At 69.2% G+C, this 20,980-nt stretch carries 17 protein-coding genes and 2 pseudogenes (1 of these 19 cut by a window edge); 7 read left to right on the forward strand and 12 right to left on the reverse strand.

Going from position 1 to position 20,980, the window contains the following annotated elements; genetic code table 11:
- Positions 1-129 precede the first annotated feature (129 nt).
- From OJJOAM_RS11250 to OJJOAM_RS11270, 5 genes are all read right to left on the reverse strand, one after another.
- Positions 130-1,122, reverse strand: a complete 993-nt coding sequence (locus OJJOAM_RS11250) for a uracil-DNA glycosylase (RefSeq protein ID WP_422647994.1) — start codon at positions 1,120-1,122, stop codon at positions 130-132.
- On the reverse strand, positions 1,119-1,877 hold the full coding sequence (locus OJJOAM_RS11255; RefSeq protein ID WP_422647995.1) for a CYTH domain-containing protein: 759 nt from the start codon (positions 1,875-1,877) through the stop codon (positions 1,119-1,121). Before OJJOAM_RS11255 ends, OJJOAM_RS11250 begins: the two co-directional genes overlap by 4 nt.
- A gap of 38 nt (positions 1,878-1,915) precedes the next feature.
- Positions 1,916-2,719 (reverse strand): indole-3-glycerol phosphate synthase TrpC, encoded by an 804-nt coding sequence (gene trpC, locus OJJOAM_RS11260; RefSeq protein WP_422647996.1) that lies wholly within the window; start codon positions 2,717-2,719, stop codon positions 1,916-1,918.
- Positions 2,720-2,735: 16 nt separating this feature from the next.
- A complete protein-coding gene (gene trpD, locus OJJOAM_RS11265; protein ID WP_064576979.1) occupies positions 2,736-3,764 on the reverse strand; it encodes an anthranilate phosphoribosyltransferase in 1,029 nt (342 codons plus the stop codon).
- Positions 3,765-3,850: 86 nt separating this feature from the next.
- Positions 3,851-4,420, reverse strand: coding sequence for an aminodeoxychorismate/anthranilate synthase component II (locus OJJOAM_RS11270; RefSeq protein WP_149319646.1), 570 nt, complete (start codon positions 4,418-4,420; stop codon positions 3,851-3,853).
- 888 nt (positions 4,421-5,308) lie between these two features.
- Here OJJOAM_RS11270 and pgaA point away from each other — a divergent pair.
- From pgaA to pgaD, 4 genes are read left to right on the forward strand one after another with little or no spacing between them, the layout of a single operon-like run.
- Positions 5,309-7,837: a poly-beta-1,6 N-acetyl-D-glucosamine export porin PgaA gene (gene pgaA / locus OJJOAM_RS11275; protein ID WP_422647997.1), complete on the forward strand. Its 2,529-nt coding sequence runs from the start codon at positions 5,309-5,311 to the stop codon at positions 7,835-7,837.
- A gap of 14 nt (positions 7,838-7,851) precedes the next feature.
- A complete protein-coding gene (pgaB, locus tag OJJOAM_RS11280) occupies positions 7,852-9,879 on the forward strand; it encodes a poly-beta-1,6-N-acetyl-D-glucosamine N-deacetylase PgaB (RefSeq protein ID WP_422647998.1) in 2,028 nt (675 codons plus the stop codon).
- A complete protein-coding gene (gene pgaC, locus OJJOAM_RS11285; protein ID WP_422647999.1) occupies positions 9,876-11,207 on the forward strand; it encodes a poly-beta-1,6-N-acetyl-D-glucosamine synthase in 1,332 nt (443 codons plus the stop codon). The genes pgaB and pgaC overlap by 4 nt, the downstream gene beginning before the upstream one ends.
- Entirely contained in the window at positions 11,207-11,671 is a 465-nt protein-coding gene (gene pgaD / locus OJJOAM_RS11290; protein WP_422648000.1) for a poly-beta-1,6-N-acetyl-D-glucosamine biosynthesis protein PgaD, read from the forward strand. The genes pgaC and pgaD overlap by 1 nt, the downstream gene beginning before the upstream one ends.
- Before the next feature lie 91 nt (positions 11,672-11,762).
- On the opposite strand, the pseudogene trpE reads toward pgaD, so the two are convergent.
- The 3 genes and pseudogenes from trpE to rpe form a co-directional block, all read right to left on the reverse strand.
- A pseudogene (gene trpE, locus OJJOAM_RS11295) lies at positions 11,763-13,284 on the reverse strand (anthranilate synthase component I).
- A 506-nt stretch (positions 13,285-13,790) separates the two neighbouring features.
- Positions 13,791-14,519, reverse strand: a complete 729-nt coding sequence (gene gph, locus OJJOAM_RS11300; RefSeq protein ID WP_422648001.1) for a phosphoglycolate phosphatase — start codon at positions 14,517-14,519, stop codon at positions 13,791-13,793.
- The gene (rpe, locus tag OJJOAM_RS11305; RefSeq protein WP_422648002.1) at positions 14,520-15,221 is read right to left on the reverse strand and encodes a ribulose-phosphate 3-epimerase; all 702 of its coding nucleotides are present in this window, start codon (positions 15,219-15,221) and stop codon (positions 14,520-14,522) included.
- Between the two features lie 236 nt (positions 15,222-15,457).
- Between rpe and apaG the strand changes: the two genes are divergently transcribed.
- The gene (gene apaG / locus OJJOAM_RS11310; RefSeq protein WP_006579374.1) at positions 15,458-15,832 is read left to right on the forward strand and encodes a Co2+/Mg2+ efflux protein ApaG; all 375 of its coding nucleotides are present in this window, start codon (positions 15,458-15,460) and stop codon (positions 15,830-15,832) included.
- Between the two features lie 49 nt (positions 15,833-15,881).
- Here the strand turns inward: apaG and OJJOAM_RS11315 are convergent, their stop codons facing one another.
- Positions 15,882-16,133 (reverse strand): hypothetical protein, encoded by a 252-nt coding sequence (locus OJJOAM_RS11315; protein ID WP_422648003.1) that lies wholly within the window; start codon positions 16,131-16,133, stop codon positions 15,882-15,884.
- A 192-nt stretch (positions 16,134-16,325) separates the two neighbouring features.
- Here OJJOAM_RS11315 and OJJOAM_RS11320 point away from each other — a divergent pair.
- A pseudogene (locus OJJOAM_RS11320) lies at positions 16,326-17,499 on the forward strand (murein transglycosylase A).
- Between the two features lie 171 nt (positions 17,500-17,670).
- Here OJJOAM_RS11320 and paaK read toward each other — a convergent pair.
- The 3 genes from paaK to paaG form a co-directional block, all read right to left on the reverse strand.
- Complete coding sequence (gene paaK, locus OJJOAM_RS11325; RefSeq protein ID WP_422648004.1) at positions 17,671-18,975, reverse strand: phenylacetate--CoA ligase PaaK; 1,305 nt, start codon at positions 18,973-18,975, stop codon at positions 17,671-17,673.
- A 173-nt stretch (positions 18,976-19,148) separates the two neighbouring features.
- Positions 19,149-19,592, reverse strand: a complete 444-nt coding sequence (gene paaI / locus OJJOAM_RS11330; protein ID WP_422648005.1) for a hydroxyphenylacetyl-CoA thioesterase PaaI — start codon at positions 19,590-19,592, stop codon at positions 19,149-19,151.
- A gap of 40 nt (positions 19,593-19,632) precedes the next feature.
- A complete protein-coding gene (gene paaG, locus OJJOAM_RS11335; protein WP_422648006.1) occupies positions 19,633-20,454 on the reverse strand; it encodes a 2-(1,2-epoxy-1,2-dihydrophenyl)acetyl-CoA isomerase PaaG in 822 nt (273 codons plus the stop codon).
- 386 nt (positions 20,455-20,840) lie between these two features.
- Between paaG and OJJOAM_RS11340 the strand changes: the two genes are divergently transcribed.
- Positions 20,841-20,980: the 5' portion of an enoyl-CoA hydratase gene (locus tag OJJOAM_RS11340; protein WP_150082557.1), read on the forward strand. The gene runs 637 nt beyond the window's last position; the window shows 140 of its 777 coding nt (coding positions 1-140); it begins with the start codon at positions 20,841-20,843; the stop codon falls past the right edge of the window.

Below are 20,980 nucleotides of genomic sequence, written 5' to 3' on the forward strand. Positions count from 1 at the left end.
GTGGTCGACACCCGAGAATGACCCGCGCCCGCGAGTGATCGACGCCCGCTAGTGATCGACGCCCGAGAGTGACTGGCACCCGCGAGTGATCGAGGCCCGCGCCTGCGAGCGACGGATCGGCGCCCGGGTCTAGGAGCGACCGATCGGCGCCCGCGCCTGGTGCGCGCTCCAGTCGATCGGCTCGCGCTGGTGCTCCACCAGCCAGTCGTTGGCCAGCCTGAAATGCCCGCAACCCAGGAAGCCGCGATGCGCCGATAGCGGCGACGGGTGCGGCGCCTCCAGGATGCAGTGCTCGCCGGCCAGCAGGTCCTTCTTGGCCTGCGCGTGGCTGCCCCACAGCAGAAAGACCAGATGCGGGCGGCTCGCCGCCAGCGCCGCGATCAGGCAGTCGGTGACCGCTTCCCAGCCGCGTTTGGCGTGGCTGGCGGCCCGTCCCTGCTCGACCGTCAGCACGGTATTGAGCAGCAGCACCCCCTGGCGCGCCCAGCCTTCCAGATTGCCGGAGGCCGTGGGCCGCGCCACCGCCGGGTCGCCGTACTCGGCGGCGATCTCCTTGAAGATGTTGCGAAGGCTCGGCGGCACCCGCACGCCGTCCGGCACCGAGAAGGCCAGCCCATGCGCCTGCGGCACCTCGACGCCATCGACCATGCCGACACCGTGATACGGGTCCTGGCCCAGGATCACGACCTTGACCGCCTCGGGCGGTGTCAGGTGCAGCGCGTGAAAGACGTCGCGCGGAAACACCGGCTTGCCGGCGGCGCGCTCGCCGTCGACGAAATCGGCGAGCCGCTGCCATGCGGGCGTGGCCAGGCACGGGGCCAGCAGCGCGCGCCAGGCCGGCGGCAGGGCGTCGGCCTGGGCCGCCAGCGGGGTCCATTGGTGCGGCGGCGCGCCGGCGGCGGCATTGGCCGATGCATCGGCCCGCGTATCGGCCCGCGCGTCGGCCTGTGCATCAGCCCGTGCATCGGCTCGCGCATCGGCCCGCGCATCGGCGCGTGCATCGGCGCGTGCGTCGGTCCGTGCATCGGGGCGCGCGTCGACACCGGCATCGCTCGCCGCGCCGGCAAACAACTCGCCCTGACCGGTTTCGGCGGCGGATCGGCTCGGACGGCGGCCCATCATGCGGCTCCCGCCGGCGAGCCGGCTTGATCCGCCTGACCGGCCTGCCTTGCCAGCGCATAACCGCGCGCGGCCTTGCTGCGGTCCGACGGCGTCAGCGCGGCCACCGCGCCGAGCCGCTCCCCCAGCGCGCGCAGCGTCGCGGCAGCCTGCGACGGATCGCCCGACAGCCATTCCAGCTCGAGCTCGTGGATGATCTCGCGCGCCGATGCCGATGCCGATGCCGATGCCGATGCCGACGACGCCGACGCCGACGTCCGCGTGGCGCCATCCGGCGCCACCGCGGCGATCTCGCCGGCGTCCAGCGCCGCTTCGATTTCGCCTTCGATCCCGGTTCGGGCCTGCGTTCCGTCGGCGCTCGTCAGCGGAAAGCGCAGCCGCCAGGTCCGCCGCACGAAATCGGTGCGGAACACCGGCTGCAAGCGGCCCAGCAGCGGCTCGAGCAGCGTGCGGGCCTCGGTCTCCAGCCGCGCCGGCTCCAGCGCTTCGCCGGCGACTTCGGTTTCCCATTCGTTGCGCGTCGCCAGTCCGGCCTCGCTGCGTCCCGCGGTCTTCAGCGTCTGCAGCCAGCGCGTGCCGTCGCGGCGCAGCCGCAGCGCGGCGCGCGCCTGCGCCAGCTCATGGGCGGGCGTGTCGAAGTAGACGTTGAGCAGACGCGATTCGCCGACGGCGCGCGCGTTGGCGTCGAGCCAGGCGACCAGCGCGGCCGCGGCGGCGGCATCGGGCACTGCCAGTTTCAGTTCGATTTCCTGGGCCATCGGATCGGTCGGTGCGCCGGGGTAAGCAGCGGTGGGAGTCAGGCGAACAGCCGGGCCAGCTCGGCGCCGGGGTCCTTGGCGCGCATGAACGCCTCGCCGACCAGGAAGGCGTGCACATTGGCCTCGCGCATCCGGGCCACGTCGTCCGGTCCGAGAATGCCGGACTCGGTGACCACCAGCCGGTCCGCCGGCATCGCCGGCAGCAGGTCCAGCGTGTTCTGCAGCGAGACCTCGAAGGTGCGCAGATTGCGGTTGTTGACGCCGACCAGCGGCGTCTTCAGCCGCAGCGCCGCTTCCAACTCGGCGCCGTCGTGGACCTCGACCAGCACGTCCATGCCCAGTTCGTGCGCGCAGGCCTCGAGCTCGGCCATCAGGCCCGGATCGAGCGCGGCGACGATCAGCAGGATCGCATCGGCGCCCCAGGTGCGCGCCTCGTAGACCTGGTACAGGTCCACCATGAAGTCCTTGCGCAGCGCCGGCAGCGGACAGGCACCGCGCGCGCGCTTCAGGTAGTCGGCATGGCCCTGGAAGAAATGCTCGTCGGTCAGCACCGACAGGCAGGCCGCGCCGTGGCCGGCATAGCTCTCGGCGATCGCCTCGGGCACGAAGTTCTCGCGCAGCACGCCCTTGGACGGCGACGCCTTCTTGATCTCGGCGATCACGCCGGCGTGGCCGGCATCGATCTTCGCGCGCAGCGCCGCGCCGAATCCGCGCGGCGCGAGGCCCGCCTCGTCGCGCAGGCTTTCCGCTTCGGCGCGCAGGCTGGGCAGATCGCGGCGCTTGCGCGCGGCGCTGACTTCGTCGGCCTTGACGGCCAGGATCTTCTGCAGGATGTCGGACATGCTTGCTTGCCTCTGATTACTGGAACTGGCGCGTCGCCTGCACGAACTCGTCGAGCTTGGCACGCGCCGCGCCGCTGGCGATCGCCTCGCGCGCGCGGGCGATGCCATCCTCGATCGACGAGGCGACGTTGGCCGCGTACAGCGCGGTGCCGGCGTTCAGCGACACGATCTCGCGCGGGGTGCCCGGCACGTTGGACAGCGCCTCGAGCAGCATCTCCTTCGATTCGGCCGCGTCGGCCACCTTCAGGCCGCGGTTGGAGATCATCGACAGGCCGAAGTCCTCCGGATGGATCTCGTACTCGCGCACCTCGCCGTCCTTGAGCTCGCCCACCAGCGTGGCGGCGCCCAGCGACACCTCGTCCATGCCGTCCTTGCCGTAGACCACCAGCGCATGGCGCGCGCCCAGGCGCTGCATCACGCGCACCTGGATGCCGACCAGGTCCGGGTGGAACACACCCATCAGGATATTTGGCGCGTCGGCCGGATTGGTCAGCGGGCCCAGGATGTTGAAGATCGTGCGGACACCCATCTCCTTGCGGATCGGCGCGACGTTCTTCATCGCGGGATGGTGGGTCGGCGCGAACATGAAGCCGATGCCGGTCTGTGCGATGCACTGGCCCACCTGCTCGGGCGTCAGCATGATGTTGACGCCGAGCGCCTCGAGCACGTCGGCGCTGCCGGACTTGGAGCTGACGCCGCGGTTACCGTGCTTGGCGATGCGCGCGCCCGCCGCGGCGGCGACGAACATCGACGCGGTCGAGATATTGAAGGTATGCGAGCCGTCGCCGCCGGTGCCGACGATGTCGACGAAATGCTCGCGCTCGGACACGGTGACCTTGTTGGCGAACTCGCGCATCACCTGCGCGGCGGCGGTGATCTCGCCGATGGTCTCCTTCTTGACGCGCAGGCCGGTCAGGATCGCGGCGGCCATCACCGGCGAGATCTGCGCCTGCATGATCTGCCGCATCAGATGCAGCATCTCGTCGTGAAAGATCTCGCGGTGTTCGATGCAGCGCGTCAGCGCTTCCTGGGGCGTGATGGGCATGGCGGTCTCGCAGGCGTGGGGTTCGTTCGATCGGTCGCGTGAAGGCGCAGGAGCAAGGGCAGGCGCGAGCGGGGCATCGAGCCGTTTCATCGCGCCACCTTCAGGAAGTTATCCAGCAGCGTGTGTCCGTGTTCGGACAGGATCGATTCGGGATGGAACTGCACGCCCTCGATCGCAAACTGCTTGTGCCGCACGCCCATGATCTCGCCGTCGGGCGTCCATGCGGTGACCTCCAGACAGTCGGGCAGCGTCTCGCGCTCGATCGCCAGCGAATGATAGCGCGTCACGTCGAACGCCTTCGGCAGGCCGGCGAACACGCCCTGCTGCGTGGTCTCGATGCGGCTGACCTTGCCGTGCATCACCTGCTTGGCGCGGATCACCTTGCCGCCGAACGCCTCGCCGATCGCCTGATGGCCCAGGCACACGCCCAGGATCGGCAGCTTGCCGGCGAAGTGCTTGAGCACGGCCACCGAGATGCCGGCCTCGGCCGGGCTGCACGGGCCGGGCGAGATGCAGATGCGCTCGGGCGCCAGCGCCTCGATTTCCTCGATCGTGATCTCGTCGTTGCGGTGGGTCCGCACGTCGGCGCCGAGCTCGCCGAAGTACTGCACCAGGTTGTAGGTGAACGAGTCGTAGTTGTCGATCATCAGCAGCATGATTCACCCGGCTTGATGTTGGTGGAAACGGAAGGCGCGTACGGCGTGCGTGGACGGACCGCGCAAGGACGCATGAATGCACGAAGCGGCAAGCGTTCGCGGCGCGGGCTTGCGCGCGGCGGGATTCGAAACGATTGAAGCGGGGGGAGGGATTCGACGGCATCGGCAGATCTCCTGGGTATCTAGGAGCCGCCGCACCGGTGAGCTGTCGGACCGCACGTTTGCCAACCGGAACGGCGGCAAGGTGCGAACAAGAACGCAACGACGTGCCGCTTCCTAGTGGAAGCGCCACCAACGGGACGAATGCGACGAAACGGTCCGGAGCCCGGAAGGTCATCGTGGTTCTGCGTCAGGCGATTGGGTGATCGGGGATCGGGTGATTCGGGATGCGTGTAGGAGGTTACACGGAAAGCGACGCTCTGTGGGACACCGCGCATCCGGAACGAAGTCGCTACTTTAACTTGCCTCGCATGCCGGTGTCGAGCGCGAGCGCCGCCCGGCGGCGGGCCCGTCCCGCAATCCCCGACCAAGGTAGGGGCCTGCGGCAGCGGAATTTGGCGCGTTTTCTATCGTTCACAATCGATTTTCAGCTTCTTCACTACACTTTGCGAAGTTTTGCGGCTCCGCACCTTGCGCTTCATCTGCGCTTGCGGTTGCACGACGCCATCCCTGCTGCGGATGGCCATCCGGCGCGGTTCTTCGGTGCCCGCCGGATCCCGTAGGTCCTCCCCCGTCGATCTCCGCAGGCGGGACAGACCCGATCGGGTTCCGTGCCCTCGTGCCGCCTCTTCCTAGCCGATAACGGACTCGCGTGCGCGCTTCGATGGCACGCCGCGGGCGCTTGACCATCACAGCGAGACAGGCTGCGGAGTCCCCATGGAGTCATTGATGACGCGTCATTCGCGCTCTCCTGCCCGCGTTCCGGCCGATACCCGCCGTTTGCAGACGTTGCGGCGGCGTACCCCGGTGCAGCTGGCCGTCGGGCTGGCGGCGGCGATGTCCTGCCTGGCGGTGCCGGCGCATGCCGCACCGGCGCAGGCCGACCAGCAATACGATGCGCTGATCCAGCGCGCCCGCGCCGGCGATCACGAGCCGGCCCTGACCGCGCTGCGCGAACGGCTGGCGCAGGCGCCGACCGATCGCCGCGCGGCCTACGACCGCATGATCATCGCCGGCTGGGCAGGCCGCCCGGCGGAGGTTCTGGAGACGTACGGCCAGCTTGGCGACGCCGTGCAACTGCCTGCCGACGCGCTGGCCGCACTGGCCCGCGCCCATCGGGACGAGCGCCAGTGGGACGCATCGCTGGCGCGCTACCGCGAAGGCCAGCAGCGCTTCCCGGCGCGCCAGGACTTCGTGCTGGGCGAGATCCTGACGCTGGCCGACAGCGGCCGCAGCGCCGATGCGGTCGCCGCGGGCCAGGCGCTGGTGCGCCGCCAGCCGTCGAACGCGGATGCGCGCATCGCGCTGGCGTACGCCTATATCCGCGCCCGCGAACCCTACGAGGCGCTGTACGAGGCCGACAAGGCAAATACGCTGGCGCCGCAGCGCAACGACATCGTGCGCGAGTACGTCCGCGCGCTGCAGCATGCCGGCCTGCCCGAGGCCGCGCTGCGCATCGCCGGCGAGCGTCCCGGCCTGCTGAGCCGGATGGACTCGCTGTCTCTGCAGCTGGACGCGGTCGCCGAGCAGGTGCGTCTTGCCGACAAGCCGACCCGCACCGAAGCCGAGCGCTTCGCCATCGCCGACCGCGCGCTGGCGCGCTATGACGAACTGATGCCGCAACTGCGCGCGCTCGGACCGCAGGGCGAGGGCGAATTGCGCCGTGCGCGCGTCGACCGGCTCGCCGCGCTGCATGCCCGCGTGCGCATGCGGGAGGTGGTCGACGAATACGAGTCGCTGCGCGCCGAGGGCGTGCAGGTGCCCGCCTACGCGCTGACCGATGTCGCCGCCGCCTATCTGTATCTGCGCCAGCCCGAACAGTCCGAGCGGCTGTACCAGCAGGCGCTGAGCGAGGCCTACCCGCCGGAGGGCGACACCGAGGCGCGGCTGGCGGCGCAGACCGGGCTGTACTACTCGCACGCCGAGGCCGAGAAATTCCCGCCGGCGGGCGACGTGGTGCAGCAGGCGAGCGCCGAGCAGCCGCTGTGGCGCTGGGTGCAGGGCCAGCCGGCCGCGCAGCCCAACGACCTGTGGCTCGATGCCGCGCAGGTCGCCGCGCAGTCGCGCCTGCAGGCCGACGACACCGTCAACGCGCAGCAGCGGCTCGAGGAGATGGTGCAGCGCGCGCCGGCCAATTCCCGCCTGCGCGTCGCGCTGGCCGACGTCTACCGGGCACGCGCCTGGCCGCGCCGCGCCGAGAGCGAACTGAAGCTGGCCGAGGCGCTGGAGCCGCGCAGCATGCCGCTCGAGGTCCAGCAGGGCCATGCCGCCCTCGACCTGCAGGAATGGCGCCAGGCCGAGATGCTGCGCAACGACACGCTGGCGCGCTATCCCGAGGACCTGGCGGTCAGGCGCCTCGATCGCGAATGGAACGTCCACAACAAGGCCGAACTGCGCATCGAGGGCTATCGCGGCCTCGCCAATGACAGCGCCGTGGTCGGCAATGGCAACTTCGGCATCGAGTCCGTGCTGTACAGCCCGCCCATCAACTACGACTGGCGCGCCTTTGGCGGCATCGGCTATGCGACCGGCCGTTTCGAGGAAGGCAACGTCGACTACCGCTGGGCCCGTACCGGCGTGCAGTACCGCGTGCGCGACCTGACCCTCGAGGGCGAGGTCTCGACGCATTCGTACGGCGGCGGTGGCCGCGCGGGCGGCCGGCTGTCGGCGCAGTACGACATCGACGACCGCTGGCAGGTGGGCGCATCGGGCGCGCTGCGCTCGACCGGCACGCCGCTGCGCGCGTTGAAGCAGGGCATCTATGCCGACACGCTGTCGGTGTTCACTCGCTACCGCGCCAGCGAGCGCAGCGAATGGCTGTTCACGGTGGCGCCGTCGCGCTTCAGCGACGGCAACGACCGCCTCGAGGCCGGCGTGACCGGCGTGCAGCGCTTCTACACCGCGCCGCATCTGAAGGCCGATCTGCTGGTGGACCTGTGGGCCTCGCGCAATACGCGCGACGACACGCCGTACTACAACCCGCGCTCGGACCTGACGATGCTGCCGTCGGTGCGGCTGACCCACACGCTGTACCGGCGCTACGAGACCGCCTGGGAGCAGCAGTTCCTGGCCGGCGCGGGCGCCTACGCGCAACGCGGCTTCGGCACCGGCGCCATGATGCTGATCGGCTATGGCCAGCGCTTCCGCACCAACGACGTGTTCGACGTCGGCGCCACGATCACCGGCACCAGCCGCCCCTACGACGGCCGGCGCGAGCGCGAACTGCGCATCGTGTTCGACCTGACCTATCGATTCTGAACGGGATGCATGCCATGGACGCAACGCTGATGCGCCCCTATCGAGCCCTGCTGCTGATCTTTCTGGCAGTGGCGACCTTCCTGCTGGCGGCCTGCGCCAAGGATATTCCGGTGTTCACGCCGCCGGCCGAGCGCCCGGTGTCCAAGGCCGAGCAGCCCTGGCCGCGCAATCATGTCGCGGTGCTGGCGTACCACGACGTCGAGGACAAGGACGCCGACCAGGCCTACCTGAGCGTGCGCACGGACCACCTGATCGAGCAGCTGGCGTGGCTGCGCGAGAACGGCTACCGCCCGGTCACGGTCGACCAGATCCTGGCCGCGCGTGGCGGCGGTCCGGCGCTGCCCGAGCGCGCCGTGCTGCTGACCTTCGACGACGGCTATCGCAGCTTCTACACGCGCGTGCTGCCGATCCTGAAGGCCTACCGCTGGCCCGCCGTGCTGGCGCCGGTCGGCGTGTGGCTGGACACGCCGGAGGGCAAGCCGGTCGACTTCGGCGGCAAGGCCACCGAGCGCGACCGCATGCTGACCTGGCAGCAGGTCCGCGAGATCGCCGCCTCCGGCCTCGTCGAGATCGGCGCGCACACCGACGCCCATCACTATGGCGTGCTGGCCAACCCGCAGGGCAACACGCAGCCGGTCGCGGCGGTGCGCGCCTTCGACAAGGAGACCGGCAAGTACGAGACCGATGCCGCCTACGAGGCGCGCGTGCGCAACGACGTCAAGCGGATCACCGACAAGGTCCATCGCATCACCGGCAAGCCGGTGCGCGTCTGGATCTGGCCGTATGGCGCCGAGGGCGGCACGGCGCTGCGCATCATCGGCGAAAACGGCTACCAGATGGCGCTGACGCTCGAGGACGGGCTGGCGACCGTCGACAAGCTGATGTCGGGCGCGCGCCTGCTGATCGGCGACGATCCGGTGCTGCGCAGCTTCGCGCAGTCGGTGGTGTCGATGGAGCAGCAGCAGAACATGCGGGTCGCCCACATCGACCTCGACTATGTCTACGATGCCGACCCCGAGCAGATGAACCGCAATCTGGACAAGCTGGTCCAGCGCATCTTCGACCTGAAGATCGACACGGTATTCCTGCAGGCCTTCGCCGACCCGGATGCCAGCGGGCTGGTCAAGTCGGTGTACTTCCCCAACCGCGTGCTGCCGATGCGGGCCGACCTGTTCAACCGCGTGGCATGGCAGCTGGGCAACCGGACCGACGTCAAGGTCTATGCCTGGATGCCGGTGCTGAGCCTGGACCTGGACCCGTCGATCGCGCGCGTATCGCGCTGGGATCCGCAGAGCGGCCGCACCGACATCGATCCGAAGCAGTACCGCCGCCTGTCGCCGTTCGATCCGGTGGCCCGCCAGCGCATCGGCGAGCTGTACGAGGACCTGGCGCGCCATGCGATGTTCGACGGCATCCTGTTCCACGACGACGCGCTGCTGAGCGACTTCGAGGATGCCAGCGCGCCGGCCCTGGCGGCATATCGCAAGGCCGGGCTGCCCGACTCGATCGAGGCCCTGCGCGCGAACCCGGAAACGATGCAGCGCTGGACCCGTTTCAAGAGCCGTGCGCTGGTGGACTTCACGCACGAGCTGACCGCCAGGGTGCGCGCCATTCGCGGTCCGGCCATCAAGACCGCGCGCAACATCTTCGCCGCGCCGATCCTGCAGCCCGAGAGCGAGGCCTGGTTCGCGCAGAACCTCGACGACTTCCTCGGCGCCTACGACTGGACCGCGCCGATGGCCATGCCCTACATGGAGCAGGTTCCGGCCGGCAAGGAAAACGCGTGGCTGGACTCGCTGGTCGACACCGTGGCCAAGCGCCCGGGCGCGCTGCGCCGCACGGTGTTCGAGCTGCAGGGCCGCGACTGGCGCAAGGCCGATGCGCCGCCGGTGGACAGCGCCGTGCTGGCGGGCTGGATGCAGCGCCTGCAGCGCCGCGGCGCCCGCAACTTCGGCTACTACCCGGACGACTTCCATAACAACCAGCCTCGGCTCGACGTGATCCGGCCGGCGCTGTCCAACGCCTGGTATCCCGCGCCATGATCGAACGTCTATTTGCCCTGATCGTCCTGTGCATCGCGCTCGGCCTGCCGATCGGCCTGGCCGTGCTGGCGACCGGCGACCTGCTGCTTGCCTTCGTCTTCTTCTACCCGCTGTTCATGTCGGGACTGTGGATGGCCGGCGGCGTCTATTACTGGTGGCACTGGGAACGCAAGTGGTCCTGGGACGAGGATCGCCAGCCGCCCAAGGTGGCAGGCGAGCCCTTCATCTCGATCCTGGTGCCGTGCTTCAACGAGGAGAAGAACGGTGAGGAAACGCTGCGCGCCGCGCTGGCGCAGCGCTATCCGAACTTCGAGGTGATCGCGATCAACGACGGTTCGCGCGACGGCACCGGTGCGCTGCTCGATGCGATGGCGGCGAAGCACGAGCGGCTGCGCGTGGTCCACCTGGCCCAGAACCAGGGCAAGGCGATGGCGCTGCGCATGGGCGCGCTGGCCGCGCGCGGCGAGTATCTGGTCTGCATCGACGGCGACGCGGTGCTCGATCCGGATGCCGCCGCCTATCTGGTCGCGCCGATGGTCGACAACCCGCGCGTCGGCGCGGTGACCGGCAACCCGCGCATCCGCACCCGCTCGACGCTGATCGGCCGCATCCAGGTGGGCGAGTTCTCGTCGATCATCGGGCTGATCAAGCGCACTCAGCGCGTCTACGGCCAGGTGTTCACGGTGTCCGGCGTGGTGGCGGCCTTCCGGCGCCGCGCGCTCGATCGCGCCGGCTACTGGAGCCTCGACATGATCACCGAGGACATCGACATCAGCTGGAAGCTGCAGCGCGACCACTGGTCGATCTTCTACGAGCCGCGCGCGCTGTGCTGGATCCTGATGCCCGAGACGCTGCGCGGGCTGTGGAAGCAGCGCCTGCGCTGGGCCCAGGGCGGCGCCGAGGTGTTCCTGAAGAACGTGCGCTCGATCTGGATCTGGCGCCATCGCCGGCTGTGGCCGCTGATGGCCGAGTACTGCCTGTCGGCGGGCTGGGCATTCATCTTCGCGATGTCGATCATCCTGTGGGCGCTGGGCCATTTCGTCGACCTGCCCGACAACCTGCACATCGAGCGGCTGGTGCCGCCCGGCTTCACCGGCATGGTGCTGGCGGTGGTGTGCGTGCTGCAGTTCGCCATCAGCGTCGCGATCGACCGCCGCTACGAGCCCAAGCTGGGCCGTTCTATGTACTGGACCATCTGGTATCCGCTGGCCTTCTGGATGATCGGCATGCTGACCACGCTGATGGCCTTCCCCAAAGTCATGCTCAAGACCCGGCGCCGTGCCCGTTGGACCAGCCCGGATCGCGGCATCAAGTCGATGAGGTCGTGATGAATCCCGATGACATGATCGTTCGCACCAGGCGCACCCGCCTGGGCTGGTTGATCGATGCGCTGCTGACCGCGCTGGCGTGGATCGGCTTCGGCTACCTGTGCGTGACCGGTCTGCAGGCGGTGCTGCGGCACGCCAATGCCGGACCCGACGTGCCGTTCTGGTCGGCGCTGCTGCCGACCGCGGGCACGCTGTCGATCTACGTGGTGGTGGGGCTGTTCAACGGCGTGGTGCTGCTGAGCTGGGCGCTGTACAACCAGTACCGCTTCTCCGGGCTCGATCGCCGCAAGCCGATCCCGGCCCTGCGCGACGACGAGCTGGCGCGCAGCTTCAACGTGTCGGGCCAGCAGCTGAGCGCGCTGCAGCGGGCCAAGGTGGCCGTGGTCGACCATGAGGGCGACGGCACCATCGCCGACGTGCATCTGCCGCCGACGGCGGCCTGGGAGCGGGTGGCGGTGAAGTAAGGGCCGTTGTTCCCGCGCCGGCGGGAACGACGGCGTCGCGCGGTCTCGGGCGGCCCTTCACGCGAAGTCCGAGTCAGCCTCGGCCGGCGCTTTACGCGAAGTCCGAGTCCAGCCCGTCCTGGACCTGCTCGGCGGCGCGGATCACCGCGCGCGCCTTGGCCTCGGTCTCGCGCCATTCGGCGTCGGGATCGGAGTCGGCGACGATGCCGGCGGCCGCCTGCACATAGAGATTGCCGTCCTTGACGATGCCGGTGCGGATCGCGATCGCCAGGTCCATCTCGCCGCCGAACGACAGATAGCCGACCGCGCCGCCGTAGATGCCGCGCTTGCGCGGTTCCAGCTCGTCGATGATCTCCATCGCCCGCACCTTCGGCGCGCCGCTCAGCGTGCCGGCGGGGGAAGGTGGCGCGCAGCACGTCGAGATTGCTGATGCCGTCCTTCAGCGTGCCCTCGACCGAGCTGACGATGTGCTGCACGTGCGAGTATTTCTCGATCACCATCTGGTCGGTGACCTTGACCGAGCCGGTCTCCGCGATGCGGCCGATGTCGTTGCGCGCCAGGTCGATCAGCATCACGTGCTCGGCGATCTCCTTCGGATCGTTGAGCAGCTCGGTGGCCAGCTGCGCGTCGCGCTCGGGCGTGTTGCCGCGCGGCCGCGTGCCGGCCAGCGGGCGGATCGTCACCACGCGGCGCGAGCGCGTCTCGCCCTGTTCGCTGGTGCGGCGCGTTTCCTGACGCACCAGGATCTCCGGCGAGGCGCCGACGATCTGGAAGTCGCCGAAGTTGTAGAAGTACATGTACGGCGACGGGTTCAGCGAACGCAGCGCGCGGTACAGCGACAGCGGCGCGTCGCGATAGGGCTTGGTCAGCCGCTGGCCGATCTGCACCTGCATCATGTCGCCGGCGACGATGTATTCCTTGGCCTTGGCCACCGCGGCCAGGTAGTCGGCCTTGTCGAACTCGCGGTAGACCTCGGTCTGCACCGAGGGGCTGGTGACCGGCACGTCGACCGGCTGGCGCAGCTTCATGCGCAGGTCGCGCAGCCGCTGGCGTGCGCGCGAATAGGCTTCCGGCATGCCGGGGTCGGCGTAGACGATCAGATAGAGCTTGCCCGACAGGTTGTCGATCACGGCCAGCTCCTCGCACAGCAGCAGCTGGATGTCGGGCAGGCCCAGGTCGTCCGGCTTCTGTGTGTCGGCCAGCTTCTTCTCGATGTAGCGCACCGTGTCGTAGCCGAAGTAGCCGGCCAGGCCGCCGCAGAAGCGCGGCAGGCCGGGGCGCAGCGCGACCTTGAAGCGCCGCTCGAAGGCGGCGATGAAGTCCAGCGGATTGCCCTCGTGGGTCTCGACCACCTTGCCGTCGGTCACCACCTCGGTGCGCTGCCCGTAGGCGCGCAGCAGCGTGCGCGCATGCAGGCCGATGAAGGAATAGCGGCCGAAGCGTTCGCCGCCGACCACCGATTCGAGCAGGAAGGTGTTGACGCCGCGGGTTTGCGACTGCGCCAGCTTCAGGTACAGCGACAGCGGCGTCTCGAGGTCGGCGAAGGCCTCGGCGATCAGCGGAATGCGGTTGTAGCCCTGGTCGGCCAGCGATTTGAATTCGAGTTCGGTCATGACGGTCCTCTGGGACGGCGCACGGGGCTGCGGCAACGCGATCCCCGGCGGGCGATTCTGGGAGGGGCAGGATGGCCGAAGCACCGGCCCCGTCGGGCGGCTCGACGGTGGCAGGCGGACGGTCCGAGGGGTCGGCCGTTCCGCTGTCGCTCCGTGTCGAGCCAGGGGGCGTAATGCGTGTTCGGGTAACGCTAGCAGGGATTGCCGGGAAGGAAAACCGGGCCGGCAGGGCCGCCGGTCTGATCGAAACGCCTTGCCGATCGAATCGGCCGGGCGCGATCAGCGCCGTCGCGAACGCACTTTACGCCTGTTGGGAGGCGCGCCAGCGACGCCAGGGCCAAGCCTGCCGATCACTGTCAGTAAAGATGCGTTTGCGGTTCAGGAACATGAAATCGTGTTCGGGGGTGTCTGCGCGGGATGCGGAGAGGGCGGTCTCGCGGATTGCCGGAGGCCCGGCGCCATTTCGATTGGAACGGCTGGGGCTGGCATCGGAAACTGCCCGGAGACTACCGGTGTGCCGTCAAGACCTCAGCAGCCTTGACAAGCGAGCCGACTATACCATCGGCGTCGACGCCTTGTACAGGGTTGCCATGGTTGTAGCCATAGGGCACCAGCAGCACGCCGATACCGGCCGCGCGGGCCGCCATCGCGTCGTTTTCCGAGTCGCCGATCGCCACCATCTGCGCCGGTTCGAGGCGGAACGCCTCGCATACCTTCAGCAGCGGCAGCGGGTCCGGCTTGCGGAACGGAAAGGCATCGCCGCCGTAGACCAGCTCGAAATAGGGCGCGAGGCCGGACTTGTCCAGCAGCGGCGCGGTGAAGTCGTGCGGCTTGTTGGTGACGCAGGCCAGCCGCAGGCCGGCCGCCTTCAGCGCGGCCAGACCCGCCTCGACGCCGGGATAGAGCGCCGAGAACTGGCCGTTGATGCGCAGGTACTCGCGGTTGTACAGCGCCAGCGCGTCGGCGAACAGGCCGTTGGCCGCGGCGGGCGGCAGGCGCGTGTCGAGCACGCGCCGGATCAGGTTCTCCGAGCCCTTGCCGACGAAGCTGACGATCTCGGGCAGGGGCAGCGGGGCGATGTCCCCAAGCGCCGGATGCAGATGCGACAGGGCCTGCAGCGTCGCGTTGACCGCCGCATGGAAGTCGCCCGCGGTATCGACCATGGTGCCGTCCAGGTCGACGATGGCGCCACGGATGCCGCGCCAGTCGGTGCGCTTTAGCGTCGCCCCTTCCATTTACTGGCCCACCTTGGCCAGTTCCGCGCGCAAGGCCGACAGCACGCCGCGATAGCCGCCGTCGGCGTCGGGCTTGCCGAACACGGCCGAGCCGGCGACGAAGGTGTCGGCCCCGGCCGCGGCGATCTGCGCGATGTTCTCGACCTTGACCCCGCCATCGACCTCCAGCAGGATCGTGCGCCCGGTGCGGGCGGCGTAGGCGTCGATGCGCTCGCGCACCGCGCGCAGCTTGTTCAGCGTCTCGGGGATGAAGGCCTGGCCGCCGAAGCCGGGGTTGACCGACATCAGCAGGATCACGTCGAGCCGGTCCATCACGTGGTCCAGGTGGTGCAGCGGCGTGGCCGGATTGAACACCAGTCCGGCCTGGCAGCCGTGGTCGCGGATCAGCGCCAGCGAGCGGTCGACATGGTCGCTCGCCTCGGGATGGAAGGTGATGATGTTGGCGCCGGCCTTGGCAAAGTCCGGGATGATGCGGTCGACCGGGCGGACCATCAGGTGCACGTCGATCGGCGCGGTCACGTGCGGGCGGATCGCCTCGCAGACCAGCGGGCCGACCGTCAGGTTCGGCACGTAGTGGTTGTCCATCACGTCGAAGTGGATCCAGTCGGCGCCGGCCTCGGTGACGCGGCGCACTTCCTCGCCCAGGCGGGCGAAGTCGGCGGACAGGATGGACGGGGCGATGCGATAGGTGGGCGTGCTCATGATGGCGTGGGTGACGGCTTGGGTTGCGGCGCTGGTGGCGACGTGGCAAGGAGGCAATGGCGCGTCCCGCCAGTGCGGCCGGCGCGCAAGGGCGCCATTTTACGCCGCCTTGGCGGCGGGCGAGGGCGGCACGGCGGACGCCGGCCCGCGCTGGCTGCGGCGCCGGGCCGACTTGCCCCACCCCTCCCCTTGCCGCACAATGCCGCTACCTTGTCCCGCCACAGGCCTTCCCGACAATGAGCGAGTACGCTTTTTCCGTTTCCGTGCGCACGCAGTATCTGCCCGATCAGTCCGACCCGGAACACGGACGCCATGCCTTTGCCTACACCATCACGATCCAGAACACCGGCGAGGTCGCGGCCCAACTGATCTCGCGGCACTGGCAGATCACCGACAGCGACAACGCCACGCAGGAGGTGGCGGGGCTCGGTGTGGTCGGGCACCAGCCGCTGCTCAAGCCGGGCGAGCACTTCGAATACACCAGCTGGGCGACGATCTCCACGCCGGTCGGCTCGATGAAGGGCAAATATTTCTGCGTGGCCGAGGACGGCCATCGCTTCGAGGTACCGATTCCCGAGTTCGCGCTGGTGCTGCCGCGCATGCTGCATTGAGGCGCGGCGGGGAACGGGTGCGGGCCGCGGTGGGAACCGCCGCCGGAACCTAGGCGCCCGGCGCGTTGTCCTTGCTGTGCGCCTGCCCCGCGGCCTGGCCCGCGTGGCCGGATTGACCGGATTGGCCCGGCGCTGCCGCCGAAGGGGCGCGCGACGGATGATCGGCCGGGGCGCGGGTGGGACGCGGATGCTTCTTCGCCGTGCCCATCGTCCAGACCACGATGAAGATCAGCAGAAACAGCGCCACGCCGGCCTCGAGGGCGAACAGCAGCATGGGATGGTCTTGAAAGAATTCGCTCATGGATGATTCCCGCGTTCGAGGCAACGCCGATCCGGTACGGCGGAATCCACCCGCAGAATTCTGTCCGAACCAGCCCGAGCATTGTATGGCATCGGCCCCGTGCCGGTCCCCCGTCAGCACCGCTGAGAGCCACCAACCTTGCCACTGTCCTTGCCGCCGCGGCCGCGCCCGGCGACAACCACAACGCAAACGATGACTGACCACGACTCCGCTTTCGCCATCTGCCGTCTTCCCCTGCTTTCCACCCGCTCTGCCCGCGCTGCCGGCGTCCCGAGCCGCCTGCCCGGTGCCCGCGCGCTGTGGGCCATCGTCGGCGCGGCCGCCGTGCTGGCCGGTTGCGTCAGCGGTCCGCCGCCGCGCATCGAGACCGGGCAGCCGACGCCCCCGGTGACCGGGGTGGGCGGCAAGGGCCGGCTGCAGCCGGCGAGCTGGAGCGAGATCGGCGGCTGGACGCGCGACGACGTGCGGGCCGCGTGGCCGGCGCTGCAGGCCAGTTGCCAGGCGCTGAAGAAGCGCCCCGAATGGCGCGCCCCCTGCACGGCCGGGCTGATGGTCGATGCCAGCGATCCGCAGGCGCTGCGCGGCTACTTCGAGCAGCATTTCCAGCCGTACCGCGTCATCAACGGCGACGGCACCGACAGCGGACTGGTGACCGGCTACTACGAGCCGATCCTGCACGGCTCGCGCACGCGCCAGGGCGCCTACCAGATCCCGCTGCACCGCAAGCCGCCGCAATGGGGCAACCGGCCGCTGCCGCCGCGCCGCGCAGCTGCTGCAAGATCCGGCGCTGCGCGGCAACGAGGTGGTCTGGGTCGACGACGCGGTCGAGGCCGCCTTCCTGCAGATCCAGGGCTCGGGCCGCATTCGCCTGGCCGACGGCACCATGATGCGGGTCGGCTTCGGCGGCACCAACGACCAGCCGTTCCGCTCCTTCGGCAAATGGCTGCTGGACCGGGGCGAGATCACGCCGGCGCAGGCCACCATGCAGGGCATCAAGGCCTGGGCGCGCGCCAATCCAGCGCGGGTCGAGGAGATGCTGAACGTCAATCCGCGCTATGTGTTCTTCCGCGAGCTGCCGCCGAACAACGACGGCCCGATCGGCGCGCTGGGCGTGCCGTTGACGCCGGAGCGCTCGATCGCGGTCGATCCGGCCACCATCCCGCTCGGCGTGCCGGTGTTCCTGTCGACCACGCGGCCGCTGTCGAGCGAGCCGATCGAGCGGCTGGTGTTCGCGCAGGACACCGGCAGCGCGATCAAGGGCGGCGTGCGGGCCGACTTCTTCTGGGGCGCGGGCGATGCCGCGGGCGAGACGGCCGGCCGCATGAAGCAGGCCGGCCGGATGTGGGTGCTGATGCCTCGCAGTTGAGCGGGTGGTATCGGCGGGGCGCAGCGCGGTTCGGTGCGGGTCGGCGGGCGCAGCGCCGTCCAACCCTGGGCAGTGCGGGTCAGCGTGGGTTTGCGCCGGTTAGCGGGCCACCGCCCCGTTCAGTGTGAGTCAGCGTGGTTCAACGCGGAGCGCAGCGCCGTTCAACGTGGCTCAACGCGGCCGCTGGTCGACGATCCGCCGCGCCTTGCCCACCGAGCGCTCGACCCCACCCGACGGCAGGATCTCCAGCGCCACCGTCACGCCGATATAGGCCTTGATCTCGTGCGTCAGCGTGTCGCGCGCTTGGCGCACGGTGTCGGGCTCGACGCCATGCGCGCATTCGACGCGCACGGTCAGCGTATCGAGATGGCCTTCCTTGCCGAGCACGCACTGGTAGTGCGGCGCCAGTTCGGCGTGCTTCAGGATCAGTTCCTCGATCTGCGACGGAAACACGTTGACCCCGCGGATGATCATCATGTCGTCGGAGCGGCCGGTGATCTTCTCCATCCGGCGGAACGCGGGCCGCGCGGTACCGGGCAGCAGCCGGGTCAGGTCGCGCGTGCGATAGCGGACGATCGGCAGCGCCTCCTTGCTCAGCGAGGTGAACACCAGCTCGCCGAAGCTGCCGTCGGGCAGCACCTCGCCGGTGTTCGGGTCGATGATCTCGGGATAGAAGTGGTCCTCCCAGATGGTCGGGCCGTCCTTGGTTTCCGCGCACTCGTTCGCCACGCCCGGGCCCATCACCTCGGATAAACCGTAGATATCGACCGCGGAAATGCCCATGCGCCGCTCGATCGCCACGCGCATCTCGGGGGTCCACGGCTCCGCGCCGAAGATGCCGACCTGCAGCGAACTGGCGGCCGGGTCCAGCCCCTGGCGCTCGAACTCGTCGGCGATCGCCAGCATGTAGCTGGGCGTCACCATGATGATCTCGGGGCGGAAGTCCTGGATCAGCTGCACCTGCCGCTCGGTCTGGCCGCCGCCGAACGGGATCGCCGTCAGGCCCGCCTTCTCGACGCCGTAGTGCGCGCCCAGGCCGCCGGTGAACAGGCCGTAGCCGTAGCTGATATGAACCTTGTCGCCGCGCCGCGCACCGGAGGCGCGGATCGAGCGCGCCATCACCGTGGCCCAGGTGTCGATGTCGCGCAGCGTATAGCCGACCACGGTGGGTTTGCCGGTCGTGCCCGAGGAGGCGTGGATGCGCGCGACCTGGTCCTGCGGCACCGCGAACATGCCGAACGGGTAGTTGTCGCGCAGGTCTTGCTTGGTGGTGAACGGAAAGCGCGCCAGGTCGGCCAGCGATTTCAGGTCTTCCGGGTGCACCCCCGCCTCGTCGAACTTGCGCCGATAGACCGGCGAATGCCGATAGGCATGGTCGAGCGACCACTTCAGGCGCTGCAGTTGCAAGGCCTGCAATTCGTCGCGGCTGGCGGTCTCGATCGGCTCCAGCGGCAGATCGGTCAGGCGCGTGCTCATCGTTCTCTCCTGCTATGGGTGGCGCTTTGGGGTGTCGCTACGGGTGTCGTTGCGGGTGTCGCTACGGGCGTTGCTATGGGCGTCGCTATCGGTGTGGCTATGGGTGCGGCTACGGGCTGCGGGTATCGCTACGAGTGGACTGCAACGATTGGGCGATGGAAGGCGGGCTGCCGTCAGCCCGCTTCGGGCGGCGGCACCACATGGCCCTTGATCTGCGCCGACTTGCCGCGGAACATCGCCACCACCTCGCCGTCGCGGTTGGTCACACGGATGTCGTAGATGCCGTGCCGGCCCGACAGGACCTGCTCGGTCGCCTCGGCGGTCAGCACGTCGCCGCCGCGCACCGGCTTCAGGAACTCGATGCTGCAGCCGGCCGCAACCGTGTTGATGTTGTGGCTGTTGCAGGCGAAGGCGAAGCACGAATCGGCCAGCGTGAACATCAGGCCGCCGTGGCAGATGCCGTGGCCGTTCAGGAATTCATTGCGCACCGGCATCGACAGCCGGGCATAGCCGGGGGCGATCGCGTCGATGGTGATGCCGAGCCAGCGGCTGCAGCTGTCGGCCTCGTACATGCTGGCCGCGGCGGCTTCGGCCAGGGCTTGCGGATCGGGAGTCAAGCGGATCTCCTGAAGGGAAGAAGGGGTAAGGGGCGGCGCGTTACTGTCCGGTGAAACGCGGGGCGCGCTTCTCGAGGAAGGCGTTGACGCCCTCCGCGTAGTCGTGCGATCCGCCGAGGGCGCGCTGCAGGTCGCGCTCCATGTCGAGCTGGGCGTCGAGGGTCTGCGTCGCGCTGGCATACATCGCGCGCTTGATCGCCGCTAGCGCGCGGGTCGGCTGCGCGGCCAGGTGCGTGGCCAGCGCCAGTGCCTGTTCCATCAGCAGCGGATCGTCCATCGCCTCCCAGATCAGGCCCCACTTCTCGGCCTCGTCGGCGGACAGCTTGTCGCCGGTCATCGCCAGTCCCAGCGCGCGTGCCATGCCGAGCCGCTTGGGCAGGAACCAGGTACCGCCCGAATCCGGCACCAGTCCGATCTTGACGAAGGCCTGGATGAAGCTGGCCGAGCGGGCCGCCAGCACGATGTCGCAGGCCAGAGCCAGATTGGCGCCGGCACCCGCGGCCGTACCGTTGACCGCCGCGATCACCGGCAGCGGCATCGATTGCAGCCGGCGCACCAGCGGGTTGAAGGCGCTGTCGATCAGGTCGCCCAGATCGGTCATGCGGCCCGGCGTGAAATCCAGGTCGGCCAGATCCTGGCCGGCGCAGAAGCCACGCCCGGCGCCGGTCAGCAGCAGCGCGCGCGCGTGGCCGGCCTCGGCGTGGTCGAGCGCCTGCACCAGCGCCGCGTGCATCTCGCGGGTGAAGCTGTTGAGCTTGTCGGGGCGGTTCAGCGTGACGAGGGCGACGTCGCCGTGCCAGGCGAGCAGTACCGGGCCGGCGTCGACGGCGGTACGGGGCGACGGCGTGGGCGTGGCGTGCATGGGCTTGTCTCCTGCCATGTCCCGGTTGCGGCGGTGCTGCGCTGACCGCTCCGGAAGGTTGTTCTGGATCGAAACCGGTTGGCGGCTTCGTCTGGCATTGTAGGGAAGCGTGACGGCCGTTTTAATTAACCGACCAGTCGGTCGGCAAATGTTAGCATTAATCTTTTGCGGTTTGCTATGGCCAGCTGCCGGTTTGCGACCGCGTAGTGCCCGCAGTAGCCGGGCGGCGGCGAAGCCGGGTATCGTTGCGGGTCGCAGCGATGCTTCCGGGCTCGCGATCAAGGCCCGCAGCCAAGGCCCGCAGCCAAGGCCCGCATCCAAGGCCCGCATCCAAGGCCCGCATCCAAGGACCGCATCCCCTTTTTCATTGGAGACAGAGGAAACCCATGGCGTACGAGAACATCCTGGTGGAAAACCGTGGCCGCGTCGGGCTGGTCACGCTGAATCGTCCGAAAGCGCTGAATGCGCTCAACGACGCGCTGATGGACGAACTGGGCGCCGCGCTGACGGCCTTCGACCAGGACGA

It is taken from the genome of Cupriavidus sp. H18C1 (genome assembly GCF_049311595.1).
Classification (GTDB): Bacteria; Pseudomonadota; Gammaproteobacteria; order Burkholderiales; family Burkholderiaceae; genus Cupriavidus; species Cupriavidus cauae.